At 71.8% G+C, this 18,603-nt stretch carries 15 protein-coding genes; 12 read left to right on the top strand and 3 right to left on the bottom strand.

Features of this window, described 5'->3' with window-relative positions; translation table 11 throughout:
* Window positions 1–31: 31 nt before the first annotated feature.
* Window positions 32–1,123 (bottom strand): polyprenyl synthetase family protein, encoded by a 1,092-nt coding sequence (locus DA085_RS10780; RefSeq protein ID WP_109472975.1) that lies wholly within the window; start codon window positions 1,121–1,123, stop codon window positions 32–34.
* Between the two features lie 192 nt (window positions 1,124–1,315).
* Here DA085_RS10780 and DA085_RS10775 point away from each other — a divergent pair, with 192 nt between their 5' ends.
* The 12 genes from DA085_RS10775 to DA085_RS10720 all read left to right on the top strand — a co-directional run bounded on the left by DA085_RS10775 (window position 1,316) and on the right by DA085_RS10720 (window position 17,561).
* Window positions 1,316–1,657, top strand: coding sequence for a DUF6504 family protein (locus DA085_RS10775; protein WP_109472974.1), 342 nt, complete (start codon window positions 1,316–1,318; stop codon window positions 1,655–1,657).
* A gap of 9 nt (window positions 1,658–1,666) precedes the next feature.
* The gene (locus DA085_RS10770) at window positions 1,667–2,146 is read left to right on the top strand and encodes an SAV_6107 family HEPN domain-containing protein (RefSeq protein WP_237565449.1); all 480 of its coding nucleotides are present in this window, start codon (window positions 1,667–1,669) and stop codon (window positions 2,144–2,146) included.
* Window positions 2,147–2,151: 5 nt separating this feature from the next.
* A complete protein-coding gene (locus tag DA085_RS10765) occupies window positions 2,152–6,129 on the top strand; it encodes a DNA polymerase III subunit alpha (RefSeq protein ID WP_109472973.1) in 3,978 nt (1,325 codons plus the stop codon).
* 65 nt (window positions 6,130–6,194) lie between these two features.
* The gene (gene dinB / locus DA085_RS10760) at window positions 6,195–7,514 is read left to right on the top strand and encodes a DNA polymerase IV (RefSeq protein ID WP_109473095.1); all 1,320 of its coding nucleotides are present in this window, start codon (window positions 6,195–6,197) and stop codon (window positions 7,512–7,514) included.
* 181 nt (window positions 7,515–7,695) lie between these two features.
* On the top strand, window positions 7,696–8,133 hold the full coding sequence (locus tag DA085_RS10755; protein WP_109472972.1) for a DUF3040 domain-containing protein: 438 nt from the start codon (window positions 7,696–7,698) through the stop codon (window positions 8,131–8,133).
* A 263-nt stretch (window positions 8,134–8,396) separates the two neighbouring features.
* Window positions 8,397–9,947 carry an ABC transporter substrate-binding protein gene (locus tag DA085_RS10750; protein ID WP_109472971.1) on the top strand — a complete coding sequence of 517 codons (1,551 nt, stop codon included), beginning with the start codon at window positions 8,397–8,399 and terminating at the stop codon, window positions 9,945–9,947.
* 3 nt (window positions 9,948–9,950) lie between these two features.
* The gene (locus tag DA085_RS10745) at window positions 9,951–10,937 is read left to right on the top strand and encodes an ABC transporter permease (protein WP_109472970.1); all 987 of its coding nucleotides are present in this window, start codon (window positions 9,951–9,953) and stop codon (window positions 10,935–10,937) included.
* A complete protein-coding gene (locus DA085_RS10740) occupies window positions 10,934–11,770 on the top strand; it encodes an ABC transporter permease (RefSeq protein WP_109472969.1) in 837 nt (278 codons plus the stop codon). The genes DA085_RS10745 and DA085_RS10740 overlap by 4 nt, the downstream gene beginning before the upstream one ends.
* Window positions 11,767–13,482, top strand: a complete 1,716-nt coding sequence (locus DA085_RS10735; RefSeq protein WP_109472968.1) for a dipeptide ABC transporter ATP-binding protein — start codon at window positions 11,767–11,769, stop codon at window positions 13,480–13,482. The genes DA085_RS10740 and DA085_RS10735 overlap by 4 nt, the downstream gene beginning before the upstream one ends.
* A complete protein-coding gene (locus tag DA085_RS10730) occupies window positions 13,479–15,476 on the top strand; it encodes a CocE/NonD family hydrolase (RefSeq protein ID WP_109472967.1) in 1,998 nt (665 codons plus the stop codon). Before DA085_RS10735 ends, DA085_RS10730 begins: the two co-directional genes overlap by 4 nt.
* Window positions 15,473–16,078 carry a TetR/AcrR family transcriptional regulator gene (locus DA085_RS10725; protein WP_109472966.1) on the top strand — a complete coding sequence of 202 codons (606 nt, stop codon included), beginning with the start codon at window positions 15,473–15,475 and terminating at the stop codon, window positions 16,076–16,078. The genes DA085_RS10730 and DA085_RS10725 overlap by 4 nt, the downstream gene beginning before the upstream one ends.
* Before the next feature lie 61 nt (window positions 16,079–16,139).
* Complete coding sequence (locus DA085_RS10720; RefSeq protein WP_109472965.1) at window positions 16,140–17,561, top strand: MFS transporter; 1,422 nt, start codon at window positions 16,140–16,142, stop codon at window positions 17,559–17,561.
* Between the two features lie 4 nt (window positions 17,562–17,565).
* On the opposite strand, the gene DA085_RS10715 is transcribed toward DA085_RS10720, so the two are convergent.
* A complete protein-coding gene (locus DA085_RS10715) occupies window positions 17,566–18,048 on the bottom strand; it encodes a DUF456 domain-containing protein (RefSeq protein WP_109472964.1) in 483 nt (160 codons plus the stop codon).
* Window positions 18,049–18,166: 118 nt separating this feature from the next.
* Complete coding sequence (locus DA085_RS10710; protein ID WP_109473094.1) at window positions 18,167–18,397, bottom strand: DUF7455 domain-containing protein; 231 nt, start codon at window positions 18,395–18,397, stop codon at window positions 18,167–18,169.
* Window positions 18,398–18,603 lie beyond the last annotated feature (206 nt).

The raw sequence follows: 18,603 nt of genomic DNA, 5'->3' as shown, positions 1-18,603 counted from the left end.
GAGGGGGTCGAGGTGAGCGAGCCCTCTGCGCTCAGGTGGAGCGGGCCGTGCTGATCGCGACCAGCTCGACGAGCGCGCTGCGCCCCTCGTCGGTGAGCCCGGTCGTCTGATCCAGTGCCGCCAGCGCCTGCTGGGCGGCGGCGGTGATCATCTCCTCCGTCGCCCTGACCGCACCGACCCGCTCGAGGAGGTCTCGGCAGACGGCCACCTGCTCGTCGTCCAGGTCGGGGCGACCGAGCAGACCCAGCAGGGTGGCCGTGTCCTCCGCGCTGCCCAGACCGAGGGCGTGGGCGACCAGCACGGTGCGCTTGCCCTCGCGCAGGTCGTCGCCGGCGGGCTTGCCGGTGGTCTGCGGGTCGCCGTAGACGCCCAGGACGTCATCACGGATCTGGAAGGCCTCGCCCAGGGCCAGGCCGTATGCCGACAGCCCGGTGAGCGTGTCGGGTCCGGCCCCCGCGGCGCGGGCACCGATGAGGAGTGGCTGCTCGACGCTGTACTTCCCGCTCTTGTAACGGATCACGGACCGGCAGCGGTCGAGGCGCTCGTCGTAGCTCAGGCCCTCCCAGCCCTGGGCGGCATCGAGGACGTCGAGGTACTGGCCGCCCATGAGCTGGGTCCGCATGTTGTCGAACTCGACCCTGGCGGAAGCGATCTCGTGAGGTGGGAGGCCTGAGGTGGAGAAGGTGCTGTCGCACCAGGTGAGGCACAGGTTGCCGGCCAGGATCGCGGCGGCGTGCCCGAACCGGTCCGACTCGCCGGCCCAGGCGTGCTGGTGGTGGCTCGCGGCGAAGGTCCGGTGCGCGGTCGGGCGGCCACGACGCAGGTCGGAGTCGTCCATGACGTCGTCGTGCAGCAGTGCGGCGGCCTGGAACAGCTCCATCGAGCTCGCGGCGCGGATCAGCGCGGGGGAGTCGGTCCCGCCGAGGGCGCGGTAGCCCCAGTACAGGAAGGCCGCCCGCAGCCGCTTGCCGCCGGTCAGCAGCGCGGCGACCTCGTCGACGAGGTGGGCAACCTGCTCGCCGAGCTCGTCCAGGACCTCACGCTGGTGGGCGAGGTCCTCATCGAGCGCGGTCTGCACGCGCTCGCGCAGCCGCGGGGTGTCGATGGGGTGGGGAGTGGGCACGGGATGAGCCTACGGCGTTGTCCACAGCGGCCGGTCGTGGGTTGACACACTGTCGGTGGGGTGTCGTACATTTGTCCTATCGAACACAGTTTCGATCTGTGGGGTGTGATCGCCTCGCGAACTGCCCTGAGGGGAGGTTCGCGGAGCAGTCAACCACCACGGTCCGACAAGCGCGGTGCCCGAGGAGGCGTGATGAGCCGGCGGTACTCAGACCCGGTCGAGGTGCGGGTCGGTGAGCAGCAGACGGGGTGGCAGCCGGTGCTTCCGGCCGGGTTGGACGCCGCCTCCGCGCCGACCGCGTTCATCTGGCGTGGGCGGTTGCACGTGGTGCGGGCCGTGCTCGACCACTGGACCCAACGGCTGCCCTGGTGGCGCAGGCCGGGAGGCCAGGAGGACACCGAGCTCCTGGTGAGCACCTCGGAGCTGGAGCGCGAGGTCTGGCGGGTGGAGGCCAGCGCCGGGCGGCTGATGCAGACAGGGGTCTACGACCTGACCAAGGACGACCGGTGGCGCCTGGTGCGCGTCGCCGACTGAGGAGGAGCGATGACCACCATGAGCACGCACAGGGTCGGCAGCAGCGGCGGCCGGTCCGCCCATGCTCCGACCCCGGTGCCGTCGGCGGGCACGGTGCTGGACCTGCTCGACCGCTCGCGCGCCGGGCTGGTCCAGGCCTGTCAGAGCCAGAGCGCGGCCCAGCGCTACACCGAGGCGCACCTCGCTGCGCTCCGGGCAGCCGCGGCCCTGGTCGCGGCGCGCACCGTCACCGCTGGCCGGTCCCGGCCGCGCAGCGTGTGGGAGGTGCTGCCCCGGCTCGCGCCGGAGCTGGGCGAGTGGGCGGTCTTCTTCGCCGCGAGCGGTCGGCGCCGGCTGGCGCTGGAGCGGGGCTCCGGCGGGGTCAGCGCCAGGGAGGCCGACGACCTGGTGCGTCAGAGTGAGACCTTCCTGGAGCTGGTCCGCCGCACCCTGCACCTGCCGTTCGCCGAGCCGCTGCCCGGCGAGCTCGCGCCGACCACTCCCTGGTGAGCCCCATGGAGTTCACCCACCTGCACGTCGCCTCCAGCTTCTCGATGCGTTACGGCGCCTCGACGCCCGAGGCGCTGGTGGAGCGTGCCGTCGAGCTGGGGCAGCCGGCACTCGCGCTGACCGACCGGGACGGCGCCTACGGGGCGGTGCGGTTCGTGCAGGCGTGTGCCCGGGCCGAGATCTCCCCGGTGCTCGGCGTCGACCTGGCCGTCGTCGAGCCGCCGCCCGGGCAGGGGACCGGATGGACGACAGGGCGTCACCAGGGCGCCCGGGCCACCTGGCAGGGGGAGCCCGCCACGCGGCGGGGGGAGCAGCCCGGGTTTCCGGCGCGGCCCCCGTCCGCGCGGGTGCAGCAGGCCGGGATCCGGTGGACCGGGGCCGACGCGCTCGGTGGGGGTGGTCAGGGGTGGGGCCGCCCCACCAGGGCACAGCCGGTCAAGGGCGGGGCGCTGGTCGACGACCAGCACCCGCGGGTCACCGTGCTCGCCCGGGGCCAGGCCTCCGGGCTGGAGCCCGGGACCGGTTGGTCCCGACTCTGCCGGTTGATCACGCAGACGCACCTGGCCGGTGAGCGAGGCAGCCCGCGGACCCACCGCGAGCTGCTGGCGCGCGCGGCCGCGCCCGTGGGCGACCGGGGCGAGCAGGTCCCGCCCGTCGTGGTGCTGCTCGGGCCCGACTCCGATGTCGGTCGGGCCCTGCTGCGTCGTCGGGTCGGCCTGGCCCGTGAGCTGCTGCGTGACTGGCAGCAGGCGCTCCCGGCCGGGGCACTGGTGATCGAGGTGGTCTGTCACGGCGGCCCGGAGGACAGCCCGGCGAGCCTGCAGCATGCCGCCCGGTTGTGGTCGCTGGCGCTGGAGGCAGGGCTGCCCGCGGTGCTCACCGCCGCGGTGCGCCATGCCGAGCCGGAGCAGGCGCGGGTCGTCGACATCCTGGACGCGGCCCGCCGCATGGTCGCCCTGGACGAGCGGCACCTGGACCGCGTCAGCACCGCCGGGCACCTGGCGGGCACCGGCGCGATGCGCGCGGTGGCCGAGCGGGTCGCCGACGCCGTCGGTCCGTCGGTCCGGGCCGCCGACCTGCTCGCCGCGACCGACGCGCTGGCCCGGGCCTGCGTGCAGAGCCCACGCAGCGACCTGGGCATCGGGCAGGTCCACCTGCCCGAGCCCGAGGTCGTCGGGGTGAGCGGCACCGGCCAGGCCCAGCAGGTCCTCACCGAGCGGGTCCGGGCGGCGGTCACCGACCGTTACACCGGCCACCCGGAGGCCTACCTGCGGCGGGTGCACGACCGGCTCGACGACGAGCTGAGGGTCATCGCGGGCCTGGGTTACCCGACCTACTTCCTGACCGTCTCCACCGTCTGTGACCTGATCCGGGAGATGGGGGTGCGGGTGGCCGCGCGCGGGTCGGGGGCGGGCAGCCTGGTCAACTACCTGCTCGGGATCAGCGGTGTCGACCCGATCCGGCACGACCTGCTGATGGAGCGGTTCTGCTCCCCGCTGCGTGCCGAGCTGCCGGACATCGACATCGACGTGGAGTCCGCCCGGCGCACCGAGATCTATGAGCGGATCCTGGAGCGGTTCGGCTCCGAGCGGGTGACCTGTGTGTCGATGATGGAGACCTATCGCGTGCGGCACGCCATCCGCGACGTCGCCGCGACCATGGGCATGCCGCCGGGGGAGATCGACGTGATCGCCAAGGCGTTTCCCCACATCCGGGCCAGGGACGCACGCGCCGCCGTCCGTGACCTGCCCGAGCTGCGGCGCCACGGCTTCGACGCGCCACGGATGCAGACGCTGTTCGAGATGGTCGAGAGCCTGGACGGGCTGCCCCGGCACATCGCGCTGCACCCGTGCGGGGTGATCCTGTCCAACACCGGCCTGCTGGACCGGACCCCGGTGGAGGCCAGCTGGCTGGGGTTCCCGATGAGCCAGTTCGACAAGGACGACGTGGAGGACCTCGGGCTGCTCAAGCTCGATGTGCTGGGCATCCGGATGCAGTCGGCGATGGCGCACGCGGTCGCGGAGGTGGAGCGGGTCGACGGGGTCCAGATCGACCTGGATGACCAGCAGCAGGTGCCCTACGACGACACCGAGACGTTCTCGCTGATCAAGTCGGCCCGCACCCTGGGCTGCTTCCAGATCGAGTCACCCGGGCAGCGCGAGCTGATCGGCAAGTTCGGCCCGGAGACCTTCGGCGACATCATCATCGACATCTCGCTGTTCCGACCCGGCCCGGTCAAGTCCGACATGGTGCGACCCTTCCTCAACGCCCGGCAGGGGTGGGCCGAGCCGGAGTACCTCCACCCCTCGTTGGTGCCCTACCTGGAGGACACCGGTGGTGTCGTGGTCTTCCACGAGCAGGTGCTGCAGCTGGTCGCCGAGACCACCGGGGTCACCCTCGCCCAGGCCGATGAGGTGCGCCGCGCGCTCGGCACCCCACAGGGGCAGGCCGAGGTCGAGTCCTGGTGGCGACCCGCTGCCGCGGCCCGGGGCTACGCGCCCCGGGACGTCGACGCGATCTGGGACGTGCTCGCCGCCTTCGCCTCGTTCGGGTTCTGCAAGGCGCACGCCGCAGCCTTCGCGGTGCCGACGTTCCACTCCGCGTGGCTCAAGACCCACCACACCGCGGCGTTCCTGGCCGGTGTGCTCACCCATGACCCGGGGATGTATCCCAAGCGGCTGATCCTCGAGGAGGCCCGCGCGATGGGCGTGCACGTCCTCGGGCTGGACGTCAACGCCTCGGGGGAGACCTACCGCGTGGAGCGGGTCACCCACGAGGCCCGGGGCTGGGACGGGCCGGAGTGGAGCAGGCCCGAGGGCCGACCCGCCCGCGCCGGCCGCGGCGACCTCGTCGACGAGCACCTGGCGCGGGTGGAGGAGCGCGCCTCCGGCTACGGCATCAGGCTGTCGCTGGCCGAGGTCAGGGGCATCAGCGACGACGAGGTCTCCCGGCTCGTCGCCGGGCAGCCCTACCACTCCCTGGGCGACCTGTGGCAGCGGGCCAGGATCAGCCGCCCGGTCGTGGAGCGTCTGGTGCTGGCCGGCGGGTTCGACCAGCTGCACGGCGTGGGCACCGCCCGGTCCAGCACCCTGCGGCAGGGGCCGACCCGTCGGGACCTGTTGCTGCACGTCGCCGAGCTCGAGCGGTGGAGTGCACCGACCGTGTCCCGGAGCCGTTCCCGGGCCCGGAAGGTCGCGCCCACGCTGCCCGCGGCAGGGGAGGTCGCTGCCCGCGCCGGTGCCCAGGCCAAGGGGCACCGGACCTGGCACCCGCGGCAGGCCGACCCGACCCAGCTGACCCTCGACCTCGGGGACGAGCCGGTGCTGCAGGGCGGGAGCGGACTGCCCGAGATGACCCCGCAGGAGCAGATGCTGGCCGAGCTGGAGGTGCTCGGCATGGACGTCAGCTCCCACGTGACCACGACCTACCAACCGATGCTGCAGGCGCTCGGTGTCGTCCCGGCCAACCAGCTGCTCGCCCAGCGCAACCACAGCGAGGTGCTGGTCGCCGGGGCGAAGGTCGCGACGCAGACGCCACCGATCCGTTCCGGTCGCAGGGTCGTCTTCCTGACCCTGGAGGACGGCACGGGCCCGAGCGACGCGACGTTCTTCGAGGACGTGCAGGGGCCGTTCGCCGAGACGGTCTTCCACTCCTTCCTGCTGGTCGTGCGCGGCATCACCCGGCGCACGGGGCCGCGCGGCATCTCGCTGCGTGCCACCGGCGCGTGGGAGATGACGGCCCTGGGCCGTGCCTTCGACACGGGAGGCATCGAGGGGGTCCGGGCACTGATGGACTCCGTCGAGCACGACGCGGTGACCGGTGCCGAGCGGGCCGAGGACGAGGCGCACCGGACCGACCAGCAGCAGGGCCGCCGGGTGCTGCTGCACGCCTCCGGCTTCAAGCAGTCGCCGTATGCCGACACCAAGCCGGCCGGTCCGAGCAGCAAGCTGTGGCACTCCAGCCCGGGGAGCCCAGGATGGTGAACGGGACGGCCGGGCGTCAGGTGCTCGCCGCGGAGCCCGACGCCGCGCTGGTGGGGCCGCACGAGATGGCGGGTGTCCCCGCGGCCGGCGTGGACGACCAGGGCTGCACGATCCTGCACGTCGACATGGACGCCTTCTACGCCGCCGCGTCGCTGATCGACCGGCCCGAGCTGGCCGGCAGACCGGTCGTCATCGGAGGCGGCATGCGCAGCGTGGTGCTGTCGGCCACCTACGAGGCCCGGGCCTACGGCATACGGTCCGGCATCCCGATGGCCAGGGCGCGTCGCCTGTGTCCGCAGGCCGAGATCGTGCGGCCCGACTACGAGCGCTACAGCGCGATCTCCTCGGCGGTGATGGCCGTCTTCTCCGAGGTGACCCACCAGGTCGAGCCGGTCTCCATGGAGGAGGCGTTCCTGGACGTCTCCGCCGCGCGTCGGCGGCTCGGCAGCCCCGCGCAGATCGGTCAGTGGATCCGCGACACCATCGCCGACGAGCAGCGGATCACCTGCTCGGTCGGCGGGGCCCCCACCAAGGTGGTCGCCAAGATGGCCTCGCGCGCCGCCAAACCGGACGGGATGCTCATGGTGCCGCCGCACCGGGTCGTGGAGTTCCTGCACCCGCTGCCGGTCAGTGCGCTCTGGGGGGTGGGGGAGAGCACCGAGGCCGCGCTGCACCGACTCGGGCTGCGCACCGTCGCCGACATCGCGCACCTGCCGCTGGCCACGCTGAGCCGGGCCATGGGGCCGGGCGGCGCAGCCCACCTGCACGCGCTGGCCTGGGGGCACGACGCCGGACGGGTCACCCCGGCCCGGGTCGAGCGCAGTGTCGGGTCCTCCGAGACCTTCCACCAGGACGTCGATGACCCGGCGGTCATCCGGCGCCAGCTGCTGCGGCTCAGCGACCGCAGCGCCACCCGGATGCGTCACTCCGGCCTGTTGGCGCGCACCGTGGTGCTGACCGTCCGGTTCTCCGACTTCACCACCATCACCCGGTCCCGCACGATGCGGCAGAGCACCGACGTCACCCGTGACATCTTCGGCACCGCCACCGCGTTGTATGCCGCGCTCGGCCTCCAGCGTGCCCGTATCCGGTTGCTCGGGGTGCGGCTCGAGGGTCTCACCGACGCGGCGCAGACCCCGGTGCAGGGACGGTTGGACGAGCCGGAGCGCGGGTGGCGCGACGCCGAGCGGGCCATGGACCGCGCCGCCGAACGGTTCGGCAGTGGGATCGTGCGCCCCGCGAGCCTGGTCGTCCGGGACGAGGCACGCGGGGACTACGACGGGCGCCCACCGAGGCGGGAACGGCCACCGGGAGAGGTTCCCCGCCCGTGGGGTGCGGCGGCCTGGTCACCACGCGGATCCACCGGGACCAGCGGGGTGCGATGAGGATCACCATCCCCAGCGGAAACCTTTTTGACCTGCGGTGCGTCTTCACGGTAAAGGCCCGGCTACCGCTCGCGCGGTTCCCGGCATATCCTAGAAGGACGACGTCGCCGTCACCCCCGGCGGGGGCGTCACACCGCCACCTGGTGGTGGTGCACAGAAGTCGAAGGTCAGGGAGGTCACCGTGCCGCTCTCCGAGCACGAGCAGCGAGTTCTTGAGCAGATGGAGCAAGCGCTCTACGCCGAGGACCCACGCTTCGCCACGTCCCTGGTCGGCAAGAGCGAGGCCCGCGCCAAACGGCGTCGAGCGGCCCTCGGGCTCCTCATCGCCCTCGCCGGTCTCGGACTGGTCGTCCTCGCGGTCACCATGCACCAGATCTGGATCGGCGGCCTCGGGTTCGCTGCCATGGTCTTCGGCGGTGTGTGGGCGATGACCTCTCCGCGGACCAAGGGCGCGACCCTGGGCACCGTGGACGCCCACGGCAACGTCACGCTCCACGCCAAGCCCGGCGGCAACGCTCGCCACGGCAAGCAGGCCAGCGGCAAGGGCCACAAGAGCTCCGGGCTGCTCAACCGCTTCGAGGAGCGCTGGGACAAGCGGCGCGAAGAGGGCCCGTTCTGACCTGAGGAGCTCACCCTCCGATCACACCGTTCGCACGCCCCACAACTCGCACGAGTTGTGGGGCGTGACGCTTTTCCGGGGACGCGATGGCCACTTTCTGGGGGCGCTGTGGCCACTCGTCCGGGGGACGCGATGGCCACTATCTCGGGGCGCTGTGGCCACTCGTCCGGGGGACGCGATGGCCACCTTTCTGGCGGACGCCATGGCCATCTCGCCCTGAACCGCGTATCGTGCGCACGAACGATTAGTTCGGAGGCGAACCCTTGACCCTCACCATCGACCGCAGACACTTCCTGGGTGGCCTGCTGGGCGGCGCGGCGGCCATCGGCCTGTCGGCCTGTGGTGCACCGGCCCTGAGGCTGCCCGAGAAGGCGGCGACGGGGGTGGCCAGAGCCGGCGCCACGATGCGGATCGCCCGCCCGGCCGCGAACGCAGCCGAGACCCTCGACCCAGCCAGCTCGCTGTCGGCCTACGAATATCTTGGCGCGGTCTACAACCGGCTGGTGAAGCTGGATCGGGACGGCGAGACGGTGCCGGACCTGGCCACCGAGTGGTCATCCAACGCGGACGCCACGACCTGGGACTTCGCGCTGCAGCCGGGGGTTCGCTTCCACGACGGGAGGGTTCTCACGGCGCGGGACGTGCGCTACACCTACGGGCACATCCTGGACCCAGACACGGCGTCCCCGCAGGCCGGAGCGCTGGACCAGATCGATGAGATCGAGGCGGTCGACACGACGACTGTCCGGTTCCGGCTCACGACCCCCAACGCGGAGTTCCCCTCGCTGCTCACGGCCTACCAGTGCTACATCATCCCGGAGGACTCCGCCGCGGAGATCGGGCGGACCGGGGTCGGCACCGGGCCGTTCGTGCTGGAGAGCTTCACACCGGCCGGGGCAGGAGCGGTGCGTGCCAACGAGGACTACTTCGGGGGCCGGGCGACGCTGGACCGGATCGAGTTCTACTCCATCCAGGACACCTCCGCGCGGGTGAACGCGCTGTTGGCCCGTCAGGTCGACCTGCTGTCCCAGACCAACCTGGACAACCCGACCGCACGGGTCGTGGCGAACTCCCCGGGCACGACGGTCGCCCGGGTCGAGAACGCTCAGTGGTACACGATTCCGATGCTCGCCACCAGCGACGAGTTCGCCGACCCGACGATGCGGCAGGCGATGAAACTCGCCTACGACCCGCGCGCCATCCTCTCCACCGCGCTGCAGGGGACCGGCACGCCGGGATGGGACAACCCGGTGCCCCCGCAGCTCAAGGCCTGGATGGACGAGGAGAGGGAGCACGACCCGGAGAAGGCCAGGGGCCTGCTGAAGACCATCGGTCGGGAGGACTTCTCCACCCGGATCTACACCTCGGCCTACGAGCCCAACTTCACGGCCATCGCGACGGCCTTCGCCAGCCAGGTCAGCCGGGCGGGGATCGACCTGCAGATCACCAACACCTCGGCGGACTCCTACTACACCCAGATCTGGATGGCCGAGCCGCTGATGGTCAGCTACTGGTTCACCGGTCGGCCCATCGACCAGCTGCTCAACCAGATCTTCCGCACCGGGTCGTCCTACAACGAGTCCGCCTGGTCCAACGCGCAGTTCGACCAGCTGTTGGACTCCGCCCGTGCCGACACCAATGACGGCAGTCGTCTGCAGAAGTACCAGGACGCGCAGCGGCTCATCGTGGAGGACTCCGCCGACCTGACGCCCGTCTTCGGTGACCGCCTGGTGGGTCTGTCGGAGGACGTCGTCAACTACGACGAGTACGGCTTCGAGTTCGACTACCTGGCCCTCGGCCTGAGGGAGGACTGAGCCATGGTGCGACTCATCGGCATCCGCCTGGGCACGGGTCTGATCACCCTCTTTCTCGCCGCGTTCTTCGTCTTCTTCGCGGTGCAGGCGTTACCCGGTGACGTGGCCGAGCAGCTGCTGGGACAGAACGCGACTCCGGAGGCGGTCGAGACGCTGCGCGAGCAGCTCGGACTGGACAGCAACGTGTGGGCCCGGTTCGTGGAGTGGCTCGGCAACGCTGTCACCGGCGACTTCGGGGACTCGCTGGTCACCGGGGAGCCGGTCTCCTCGACGATCTGGGCCTCGTTTGCACGCACCCTGCTGATCGCGATCCCCGCGATGGTCGTCGGGATCGCCCTGGCACTGCTGCTCGGCGTCTGGGCCGCCGCCCGCCGGGGCAGTCGGACCGACTCGACGGTCTCGGTGCTCGCCCTGGTCGCGATGAGCATCCCCGAGTTCGTCGTCGCGACGGTCCTGGTGCTGTTGCTGGCCATCCTGGTGCCGGTGTTCCCGGCAACGGTCCTGTCCGGGCCCGACGCGAGTCTCGGGGAGCTGTTGCCCGCTGCCGTGTTGCCTGCCCTGACTCTCGTCATCTCGATGACGGCCTACATCCTGCGGGCGATGCGTTCCTCGACCATCGACGGGCTCGCCACCGAATACGCCACGACGGCAGCCCTGAAGGGCGTCCCGCGGCGCGCCGTTCTCTGGCGACACGTGGCCCCGACCGCGGTGCTGCCGGTCCTTCCGGTCATCTCGATCAATGTGGCCTGGCTGCTCGGCGGCGTGGTCGTCGTGGAGTCGGTGTTCAACTATCCCGGGCTGGGGAAGCTGATGATCGACTCGGTCTCCACCCGGGACCTGCCGGTGCTGCAGGCCATCGCAGTGCTCAGCGCGCTCGTCTATGTCACGGCCAACCTGGTGGCCGACCTGCTGGCCCTGGCCGCCGATCCCAGGCAGCGAACCCTGCACCAACCCAGGGGGCGCCGCCGGACCGCGGAGGTGGTGCGATGACCCGCCTGCGCGAGCTCAGCACCGGCACCAGGGTCGGCCTGGTCATGGTGGGCCTGACGGTCCTGCTGGCGGTCATCGCCCCCTGGATCTCGCCCTACGACCCGATCAGCACCAACGCCGACAACGCCCTCGTCGGGGCCAGCCGGAGCCACTGGCTCGGCACCGACCAGTACGGCCGCGACGTGCTGTCCCGGACCCTCGAGGGCGGGCGCTTCGCCCTGCTCGTCTCGCTCCTGGCCACCACGCTGGCGGTGCTCGTCGGCACCCTGGTCGGGACGCTCGCCGCCTACCACGGGCGCTGGGTCGACGCGGGGATCACGCGGGTGCTGGACGCCGTGCTCGCCGTGCCCGCGGTGCTCGCCCTCCTGCTCATCGTCTCGGTCTTTGGCAACAACCTGTGGGTGCTGGTGCTCGCGATCTCGGTCGTCTACATCCCGGCCGTCGCCCGGGTGGTGCGAGGAGCCACCTTTCCGGTGCTCTCGACCGACTTTGTGACGGCGGCCCGGGCACGCGGCGAGCGTTCTCTCGCCATCATTCGCCGAGAGGTGCTGCCCAACATCCTTGACACGGTGCTGGTGGAGTTCGCGATGCGCGCCTCCTGGGTGGTGCTGCTCGTCTCGACGCTGTCCTTCCTCGGGTTCGGCGTGAACCCACCGACACCGGACTGGGGACTGATGATCCAGGAGAACCGCACCGCGCTGACCGTGGCACCCGCCGGGACACTCGCGCCGATCGTCACCCTGTCGGTGCTCGTCGTCGGCCTCAACCTCGCGGCCGACGGGCTCGGCAAGTACCTCGGCGTGGACCGCGCACGGCGGGGGGTGCTCCGATGAGGACGACGCCCGTGGCCGAGCTCGACGGCCTCACCGTGTCCTACCGGTCCGGCGCCGGCCGGGTCACCGTGGCTCAGGACATCGGCTTCAGCCTGTATGCCGGACGCACCCTCGGACTCGTGGGCGAGTCCGGCAGCGGCAAGTCCACGGTTGCGCGCACCCTGCTCGGACACCTCCGGGACGGTTCACGCATCGACGCCGGGCAGGTGACGGTGCGCGGAGAGGACGTCTTCGCGCTGTCCGGGTCGGCCCTGCGGCAGCTGCGGGGCGGCGTGGTCGCGGTCGTCGCGCAGAACGCCGGGCAGGCACTCACACCCTCACTGCGGGTCGGCGCACAGATCCGGGAGGCGCTCCGGGTCCACGGTCTGCCGGCCGACGATGACCGGGTGACCGAGCTGCTCCGGCTGGTCCGGCTGCCTGCCCCGGAGACCATCGGGCGACGCTATCCGCACGAGCTGTCGGGCGGGCAGCAGCAACGGGTGGCGATCGCGATGGCCGTCGCGACCGAACCCACGGTGCTCGTGCTGGACGAGCCGACCACGGCGCTGGATGTGATCACACAGGCGGCGGTGCTCGCTCTGGTCAACGACCTGCGCGAGGAGCTGGGCATGGCCGTGCTCATCGTCAGCCACGACCTCGGAGTGGTGTCCGTGGTGGCCGACGACGTGCTGGTGCTGCAGTCCGGCCGCGCCGTGGAGCACGGGCCCACCCCCAAGGTGCTGGGAGACCCTCGCGAGGACTACACCCGCGAGCTGCTCGACGCGGCGCCGCGGATCGAGGGGGTGCCGGCCCCAGAGGTGCGCGAGGCGCACCAGGAGCTCACGCTGGAGTGCCAGGACCTCGATGTGCGGTATCCCCGCGCCCCACGCCTGGCGGTCAGCGACTTTAACCTGCAGGTGCGACGCGGCGAGACCGTCGCCGTCGTGGGGGAGTCCGGCAGCGGCAAGTCCACCGTGGCCACAGCTCTGGCCGGCCTCGCCCCGGTGGAGCGCGGCAGGGCCGTCCTGCGGACCGGTGACGACGATCTGCACGACCTGCTGGCACCGGCCCGGGCGCGACCTGCGGCGGTGCGCAGCGCGGTCCAGATGATCTTCCAGAACGCCGACCTCGCCCTCAACCCGCGGCGCAGCATCGCCGACGCCATCGCCCGGCCACTGAAGGTGTTCGGTCGCGTGTCCGGGCGGGCCGAGACCCGGTCCACGGTGCTCCGTCTGCTGGACGAGGTCGGACTCGGTCCCGAGTTCGCCGACCGCGTGCCCGCCCAGCTCTCCGGCGGACAGCGGCAGCGAGTGGGCATCGCCCGCGCGCTCGCCGCCGAGCCGACCCTCCTCATCGCCGACGAGATCACGACCGCCCTGGACGTGTCGGTGCAGGCCTCCGTGCTCGATCTGCTCGCCGAGCTGCGGGACCGACGGGCGCTGTCCTGCCTCTTCATCAGCCACGACCTCGCCGTGGTGCGCAACGTGGCCGACCGGATCGTCGTGATGAAGGACGGCCGGACGGTGGAGACGGCAGCCACCGCAGCCATCTTCGACACCCCGCGCCACCCCTACACCCGGTCGTTGCTCGACGCGGTCGTCGAGCCCGGCAGCACCCACCTGCCCAGCAGTGACGCCGACGCCAGGGTGGTGCGGCTGGACCCCGCAGCGAGCCTGGTCGAGGCGAGCGAGGGGCACTGGGTCCGAGACGACGAAGGAGCTGTGACCACGTGACACGACGTGTGGACCTCGACCCCTCGGCGGTCGAGGTGCGCGACCTCTGGATCCCCATGGCGGACGGGGTGCGGCTGCGGGCCCGTGCCTGGCTGCCCAGCACCGCCGACCGGGAACCCGTGCCGGTGCTGCTGGAGTACCTGCCCTACCGGCTGGACGACTGGACGTCCGTGCGGGACTCCGAGCGGCACCCCTACTACGCGGCGCACGGCTACGCGTCGGTGCGGGTCGACATCCGCGGCAGCGGCAACTCCGACGGCCTGTTCGAGGACGAGTACTCCGCGGTCGAGCTCGACGACGGGGTCGCCGTGGTCGAGTGGCTGGCCGCCCAACCGTGGTCCACCGGCGCGGTCGGGATGTTCGGCATCTCCTGGGGCGGGTTCAACTCCCTGCAGATCGCGGAGCGCGCACCGGAGGCGCTCAAGGCGATCGTCACGGTCTGCTCGACCGATGACCGCTACGACAACGACGTGCACTACATGGGCGGCGCGGTGTTGGCCGTCGACATGGCGGGCTGGGCCGGGACCATGCTGGCCTTCGCCTCCCGCCCACCGCGCCCCGAGGTCGTCGGTGCCGGCTGGGTGGAGCGCTGGCGCGAGCGGCTGGAGCACCAGCGCCCGCTGGGGCCGGCGTGGTTGGCGCACCAGGAGCGCGACGACTACTGGCGGCGCGGCAGTGTCTGCGAGAACTACCCGGGCATCCGGGCGGCCGTCCTGGCGGTCGGCGGCTGGGCCGACCCCTACCGGGACGCCGTCCTGCGGCTGGTGCGCAACCTCGAGTCGCCGGTCAGGGGGATCATCGGGCCCTGGTCGCACCAGTACCCGGACCGCGGTCTGGCGCCCGGTCCGGGGATCGACTTCCTCGGTGAGACGCTGCGCTGGTGGGACCGCTGGCTCAAGGGCGTCGACACCGGCGTGGAGGACGACCCAGAGCTGCGGGCCTGGGTCAGTGACCCGGTGGCGCCCACCCCGTACGTCGAGGAGCAGCCCGGACGCTGGGTCGGCGTGCCCTGGCCGGGGGACGCTCCCACGCACCGGATGCCGCTCGGCACCGACCGGGTGCAGGTGCGCTCTCCGTGGGCGACGGGACAGGACGCCGGCCGCTACTTCCCGTTCGGCAACGCGGCAGACCTGCCCCCGGACCAGCGCGCCGAGGACGGCCGCTCGGTCTGCGTCGACATCCCGGTCGGCGAGGTGCCGCTCGACCTGCTCGGGCGGGCGGTCGCCCGGCTGCGGGTGAACTCCACGCACGACCGGGGACACGTGATCGTCCGGTTGTGCGACGTCGCGCCCGACGGCTCCTCCACGCTGGTCAGCCGGGGAGTCCTGAACCTGCTCAAGCGGGACGGGATGGACACCGCCGTGCCGATGGTGCCCGGGGAGGACGTCGACGTCGAGGTGCCCCTCGTGGCCGCCGGCTACCGCTTCCCACCGGGCCACAGGATCCGGGTGGCGCTGAGCAACCACTACTGGCCCTGGGTGTGGCCACACGCGGTCGAGGACACCCTGGAGGTCGACCTGGCCGCGAGCTCGGTCGTCCTGCCACTTCTCGCCCCCGGTGCGGTCCCGGTCGAGTTCGGCCCCGCGGTCCACGCCCGGCCGATCACGATCACCGTGCCCGGCGGTGCGGAGGACCCGGTCCCGCCACGGGTCGTCCGCCACGACGTGGCACGCGGCGAGACGGTCCTGGAGGTGGATCCCGGCTACGGCGGGACGCGCCGCTACCCCGACGGCCTGCAGTTCCTGGAGTCGGCTCGCGAGGAGTGCCGGGTGCGGGAGGGAGACCCGACCTCCCCCCGCACGGAGTCGCACTGGCGGCTGCAGCTGTCCAATGACGGCTGGGCCGCCCACGTGGAGACCCGGTCGGTGATCACCTGCGACGCCGACACCTTCCTCGTGGAGAACTCCGTCCGGGCGACGGCCGAGCGGGACGGTGTGGAGGAGACGGTCTTCGAGCGCACCTTCCACGACCGGGTGCCCAGGACGTCCGCGTGACCCAGCGGCGGCTCCCGCCGGCCCAGCGGCGGGAGCAGATTGTCGGGGCCGCCCGGTCGCTCATCGTGCACCGGGGGCTGCCGGCCGTCTCGCTCCGGGACATCGCCGCGGCCGCGGGCGTCTCGATGGGCACGGTGACCTACCACTTCTCCGGGATCGACGAGATCCTCGGTGAGGTGGTCGTCGCGGAGTCGGAGCGGTTCTATGCCGAGGTGGTGGCGGCCGCGGACGCCGAGCCCGACGCGCGCGCCGCCCTCAGGATCCTGATCGACCCGATGTTCGAGGAGACCCCGGACGTTGAGGCGCACTGGCGGATCTGGTCCGACTACTGGGCTGCGGTGGTGCGTCGGCCCGGGATGACCCAGCCGTATGCCGAGCGGGTCCGGTACTGGGAGGCGTGCTGCACCCGGGTGATCGAGCGCGGGGTGCGGGACGGCTCGCTGCGCCCCGTTGACCCCGCGGCGGCCGCCCTCAAGCTCTCCGCCTACGCCGACGGGCTCTGGGCCCAGCGCGGCCAGGAGGCCCCCGGCCTGACGGCGGCCCTCGCGCACACCTGGATGAACGAGTTCGCCGCGCTCCTGCTGTTCGACCTCCCGGCGTGAGGCCCACCACACTTCTGCCACAACCCTCCGAGATCGGTCTTTCCTGCGCTTGACTGAGCGAATGACCGCACCGCCGCAGTCGGCGCCCAACGCCCACCGGACCCGTCCCGAACGACTCGACACCCTCCCGTTCACCCGCAGGCACGGCCGGTTGCTCACCGGCTCGGGCATCGGTTGGGCACTGGATGCCATGGACGTCGGCCTCATCTCCTTCATCATGGCCGCGCTGGCCCAGCAGTGGGCCCTGACCCAGACCGAGCTGGGCTGGTTGGGCTCCATCGGCTTCGTCGGCATGGCGCTCGGGGCCTCGCTCGGCGGTCTGCTCGCCGACAAGATCGGCCGTCGGTCCGTCTTCGCGCTCACCCTGCTCGTCTACGGCCTGGCCACGGGCGCCTCGGCGCTGGCCGGTGGACTCGCCGTCCTCCTGGTGCTGCGGTTCATCGTCGGGCTGGGCCTGGGTGCCGAGCTGCCGGTGGCCTCGACCCTGGTCAGCGAGTTCGCGCCGTCCCGGATCCGCGGCCGCGTGGTCGTCATCCTGGAGGCGTTCTGGGCGGTGGGCTGGTTGCTGGCCGCGCTGGTCGCCTACTTCATCGTCCCGCTGTCCGACAACGGGTGGCGCTGGGCGTTCGCGATCGGCCTGGTCCCCGCCCTCTACGCGATCTACGTGCGCCGCGGACTGCCGGAGTCGGTCCGCTTCCTGGAGGCCAAGGGCCGCCACGCGGAGGCCGAGCGGGTGGTCCGAGAGTTCGAGGCGGCGGCCGGCGTGCCGGCGCCACCGACCCAGGTCCCTGGCCAGACCCCCGGTGCGGACCGACAGGTGACCGGCCCCGACCAGCCCAGCCACGCAGCATACGAGGGGCCGGTCGGCGAGGCTGAGGCCACCCGGGCCGCCCGGCTGGCAGACCTGTTCGGTCCCGTGCTGCGGCGGCGGACCGTTGCCCTCTGGCTCACCTGGTTCGGTGTGAACTTCGCCTACTACGGTGCCTTCATCTGGATCCCGTCGCTGCTGTATGCCGATGGGTTCACCCTGGTCAGGTCCTTCCAGTTCACGCTGATCATCACTCTCGCCCAGCTGCCCGGGTATGCCCTGTCGGCGCTGCTCATCGAGGTGTGGGGCCGCCGCGCCACGCTGGCCGCCTTCCTGGCTGCCTCGGCCGTGTCGGCGGTGCTGTTCGGGCAGGCACAGTCCGCGACGATGCTGCTGGTCACCGGGTGTGCGCTGTCGATGGCCAACCTCGGCGCCTGGGGTGCGCTGTATGCCGTGACGCCCGAGGCCTACCCCACCCAGGTCCGGGCGACCGGGGCCGGCTCAGCCGCCGCGTTCGGGAGGATCGCCTCGATCATCGCGCCCCTGCTCGTGCCGGTGCTGTTCCGCGGCGGGGGGCTGGGTCTGGTGTTCGCGGTGCTCGGTGCGGCCTTCCTGCTGGCGATGGTCGCCGCGCTCTTCCTGCCGGAGATGGCGGGGGAGGAGCTGACCGAGTAGCCGCTCAGGTCCAGAAGACGACGGCCGCGACCCACAGGCCGATGACGATCACCGCGGTGACGAACTCGATCAGGATGTTGAGGCCGACCGCCTTGAGCGCGTGCTTGGTCGCGGCCCAGGCCTGGCCCCGGCCACCGCGGCGGGAGAGCTCGACCAGGAAGATCCCCAGCGGGAACCCGATGAAGGCGCCGACCACCGGGATCACGATCGCGCACGGGATCGCCACCAGGACCCCGATCAGCAGGGTCGAGGTCCGCACGCCGGCGGCGCGCATCCGCTTGCCCGGGACCAGGAACTCCAGGACCAGGCAGGCCACGTAGAGCGCGATGGTCAGGCCCAGCACCCACCACCCTGTCGTGGCCTGCAGCTCGCTCGCCCAGAGGACCACGCCGAGCACGATGAGGAACAGACCGGGGAGCACCGGGATGACGATGCCGAGCAGGCCGATCACCATCAGGCCGGCGACGATCCATTCCACGACTGACATGCGGGTCCTTGCTGTGTGACGTTGCGGGACACAAACGACCGGTGGCCAGCAGGCCACCGGTCGTCAGTGTGTCAGGTGCGGGTCAGGCCCGCTCACCCCACGGCGCACTGCCGTGTGTTCACTCGGCGCCCATGGGCTCCGGGGTCGCTTCGCTCGCGTGGAGCCGGTGGGTCTCGTCCTGGATCTTCACGTGGTCCAGGTCGCGTAGCTTGTCGTCGTACTTGCGCCCGTGGTGGGCGCAGAACAGGAGCTCGAGACCCTCGCCAAGCGTCACTCGGACGTACGCCTGCGCGCCGCAGCGGTCACAGCGGTCAGCCGTAGTCAGTTCTGGTGCAAGGGTGGTGTTCACGTCGATCTCCCAACTGTCGTCGCAACGCCTCTGTCTGTCACTACGCATAACAGTCAAGCACGTCCTCCTGTTCCTCTGACGCCCAAACGCCGTCGTCCGTTGCATTTCCGCTCTCGGCACAACGAGAACGTGGCTGGTCACGCTGCGCCTTCCCGCTGTGGTCCGGCCGCGGGGTTAACCTGCTGGCGACCAACCCGCAGCAGAAG

The sequence above is a fragment of the Ornithinimicrobium cavernae genome, from assembly GCF_003121625.1.
GTDB classification, from domain to species: Bacteria; Actinomycetota; Actinomycetes; order Actinomycetales; family Dermatophilaceae; genus Ornithinicoccus; species Ornithinicoccus cavernae.
This window is presented reverse-complemented; position numbering and strand designations above follow the sequence as displayed.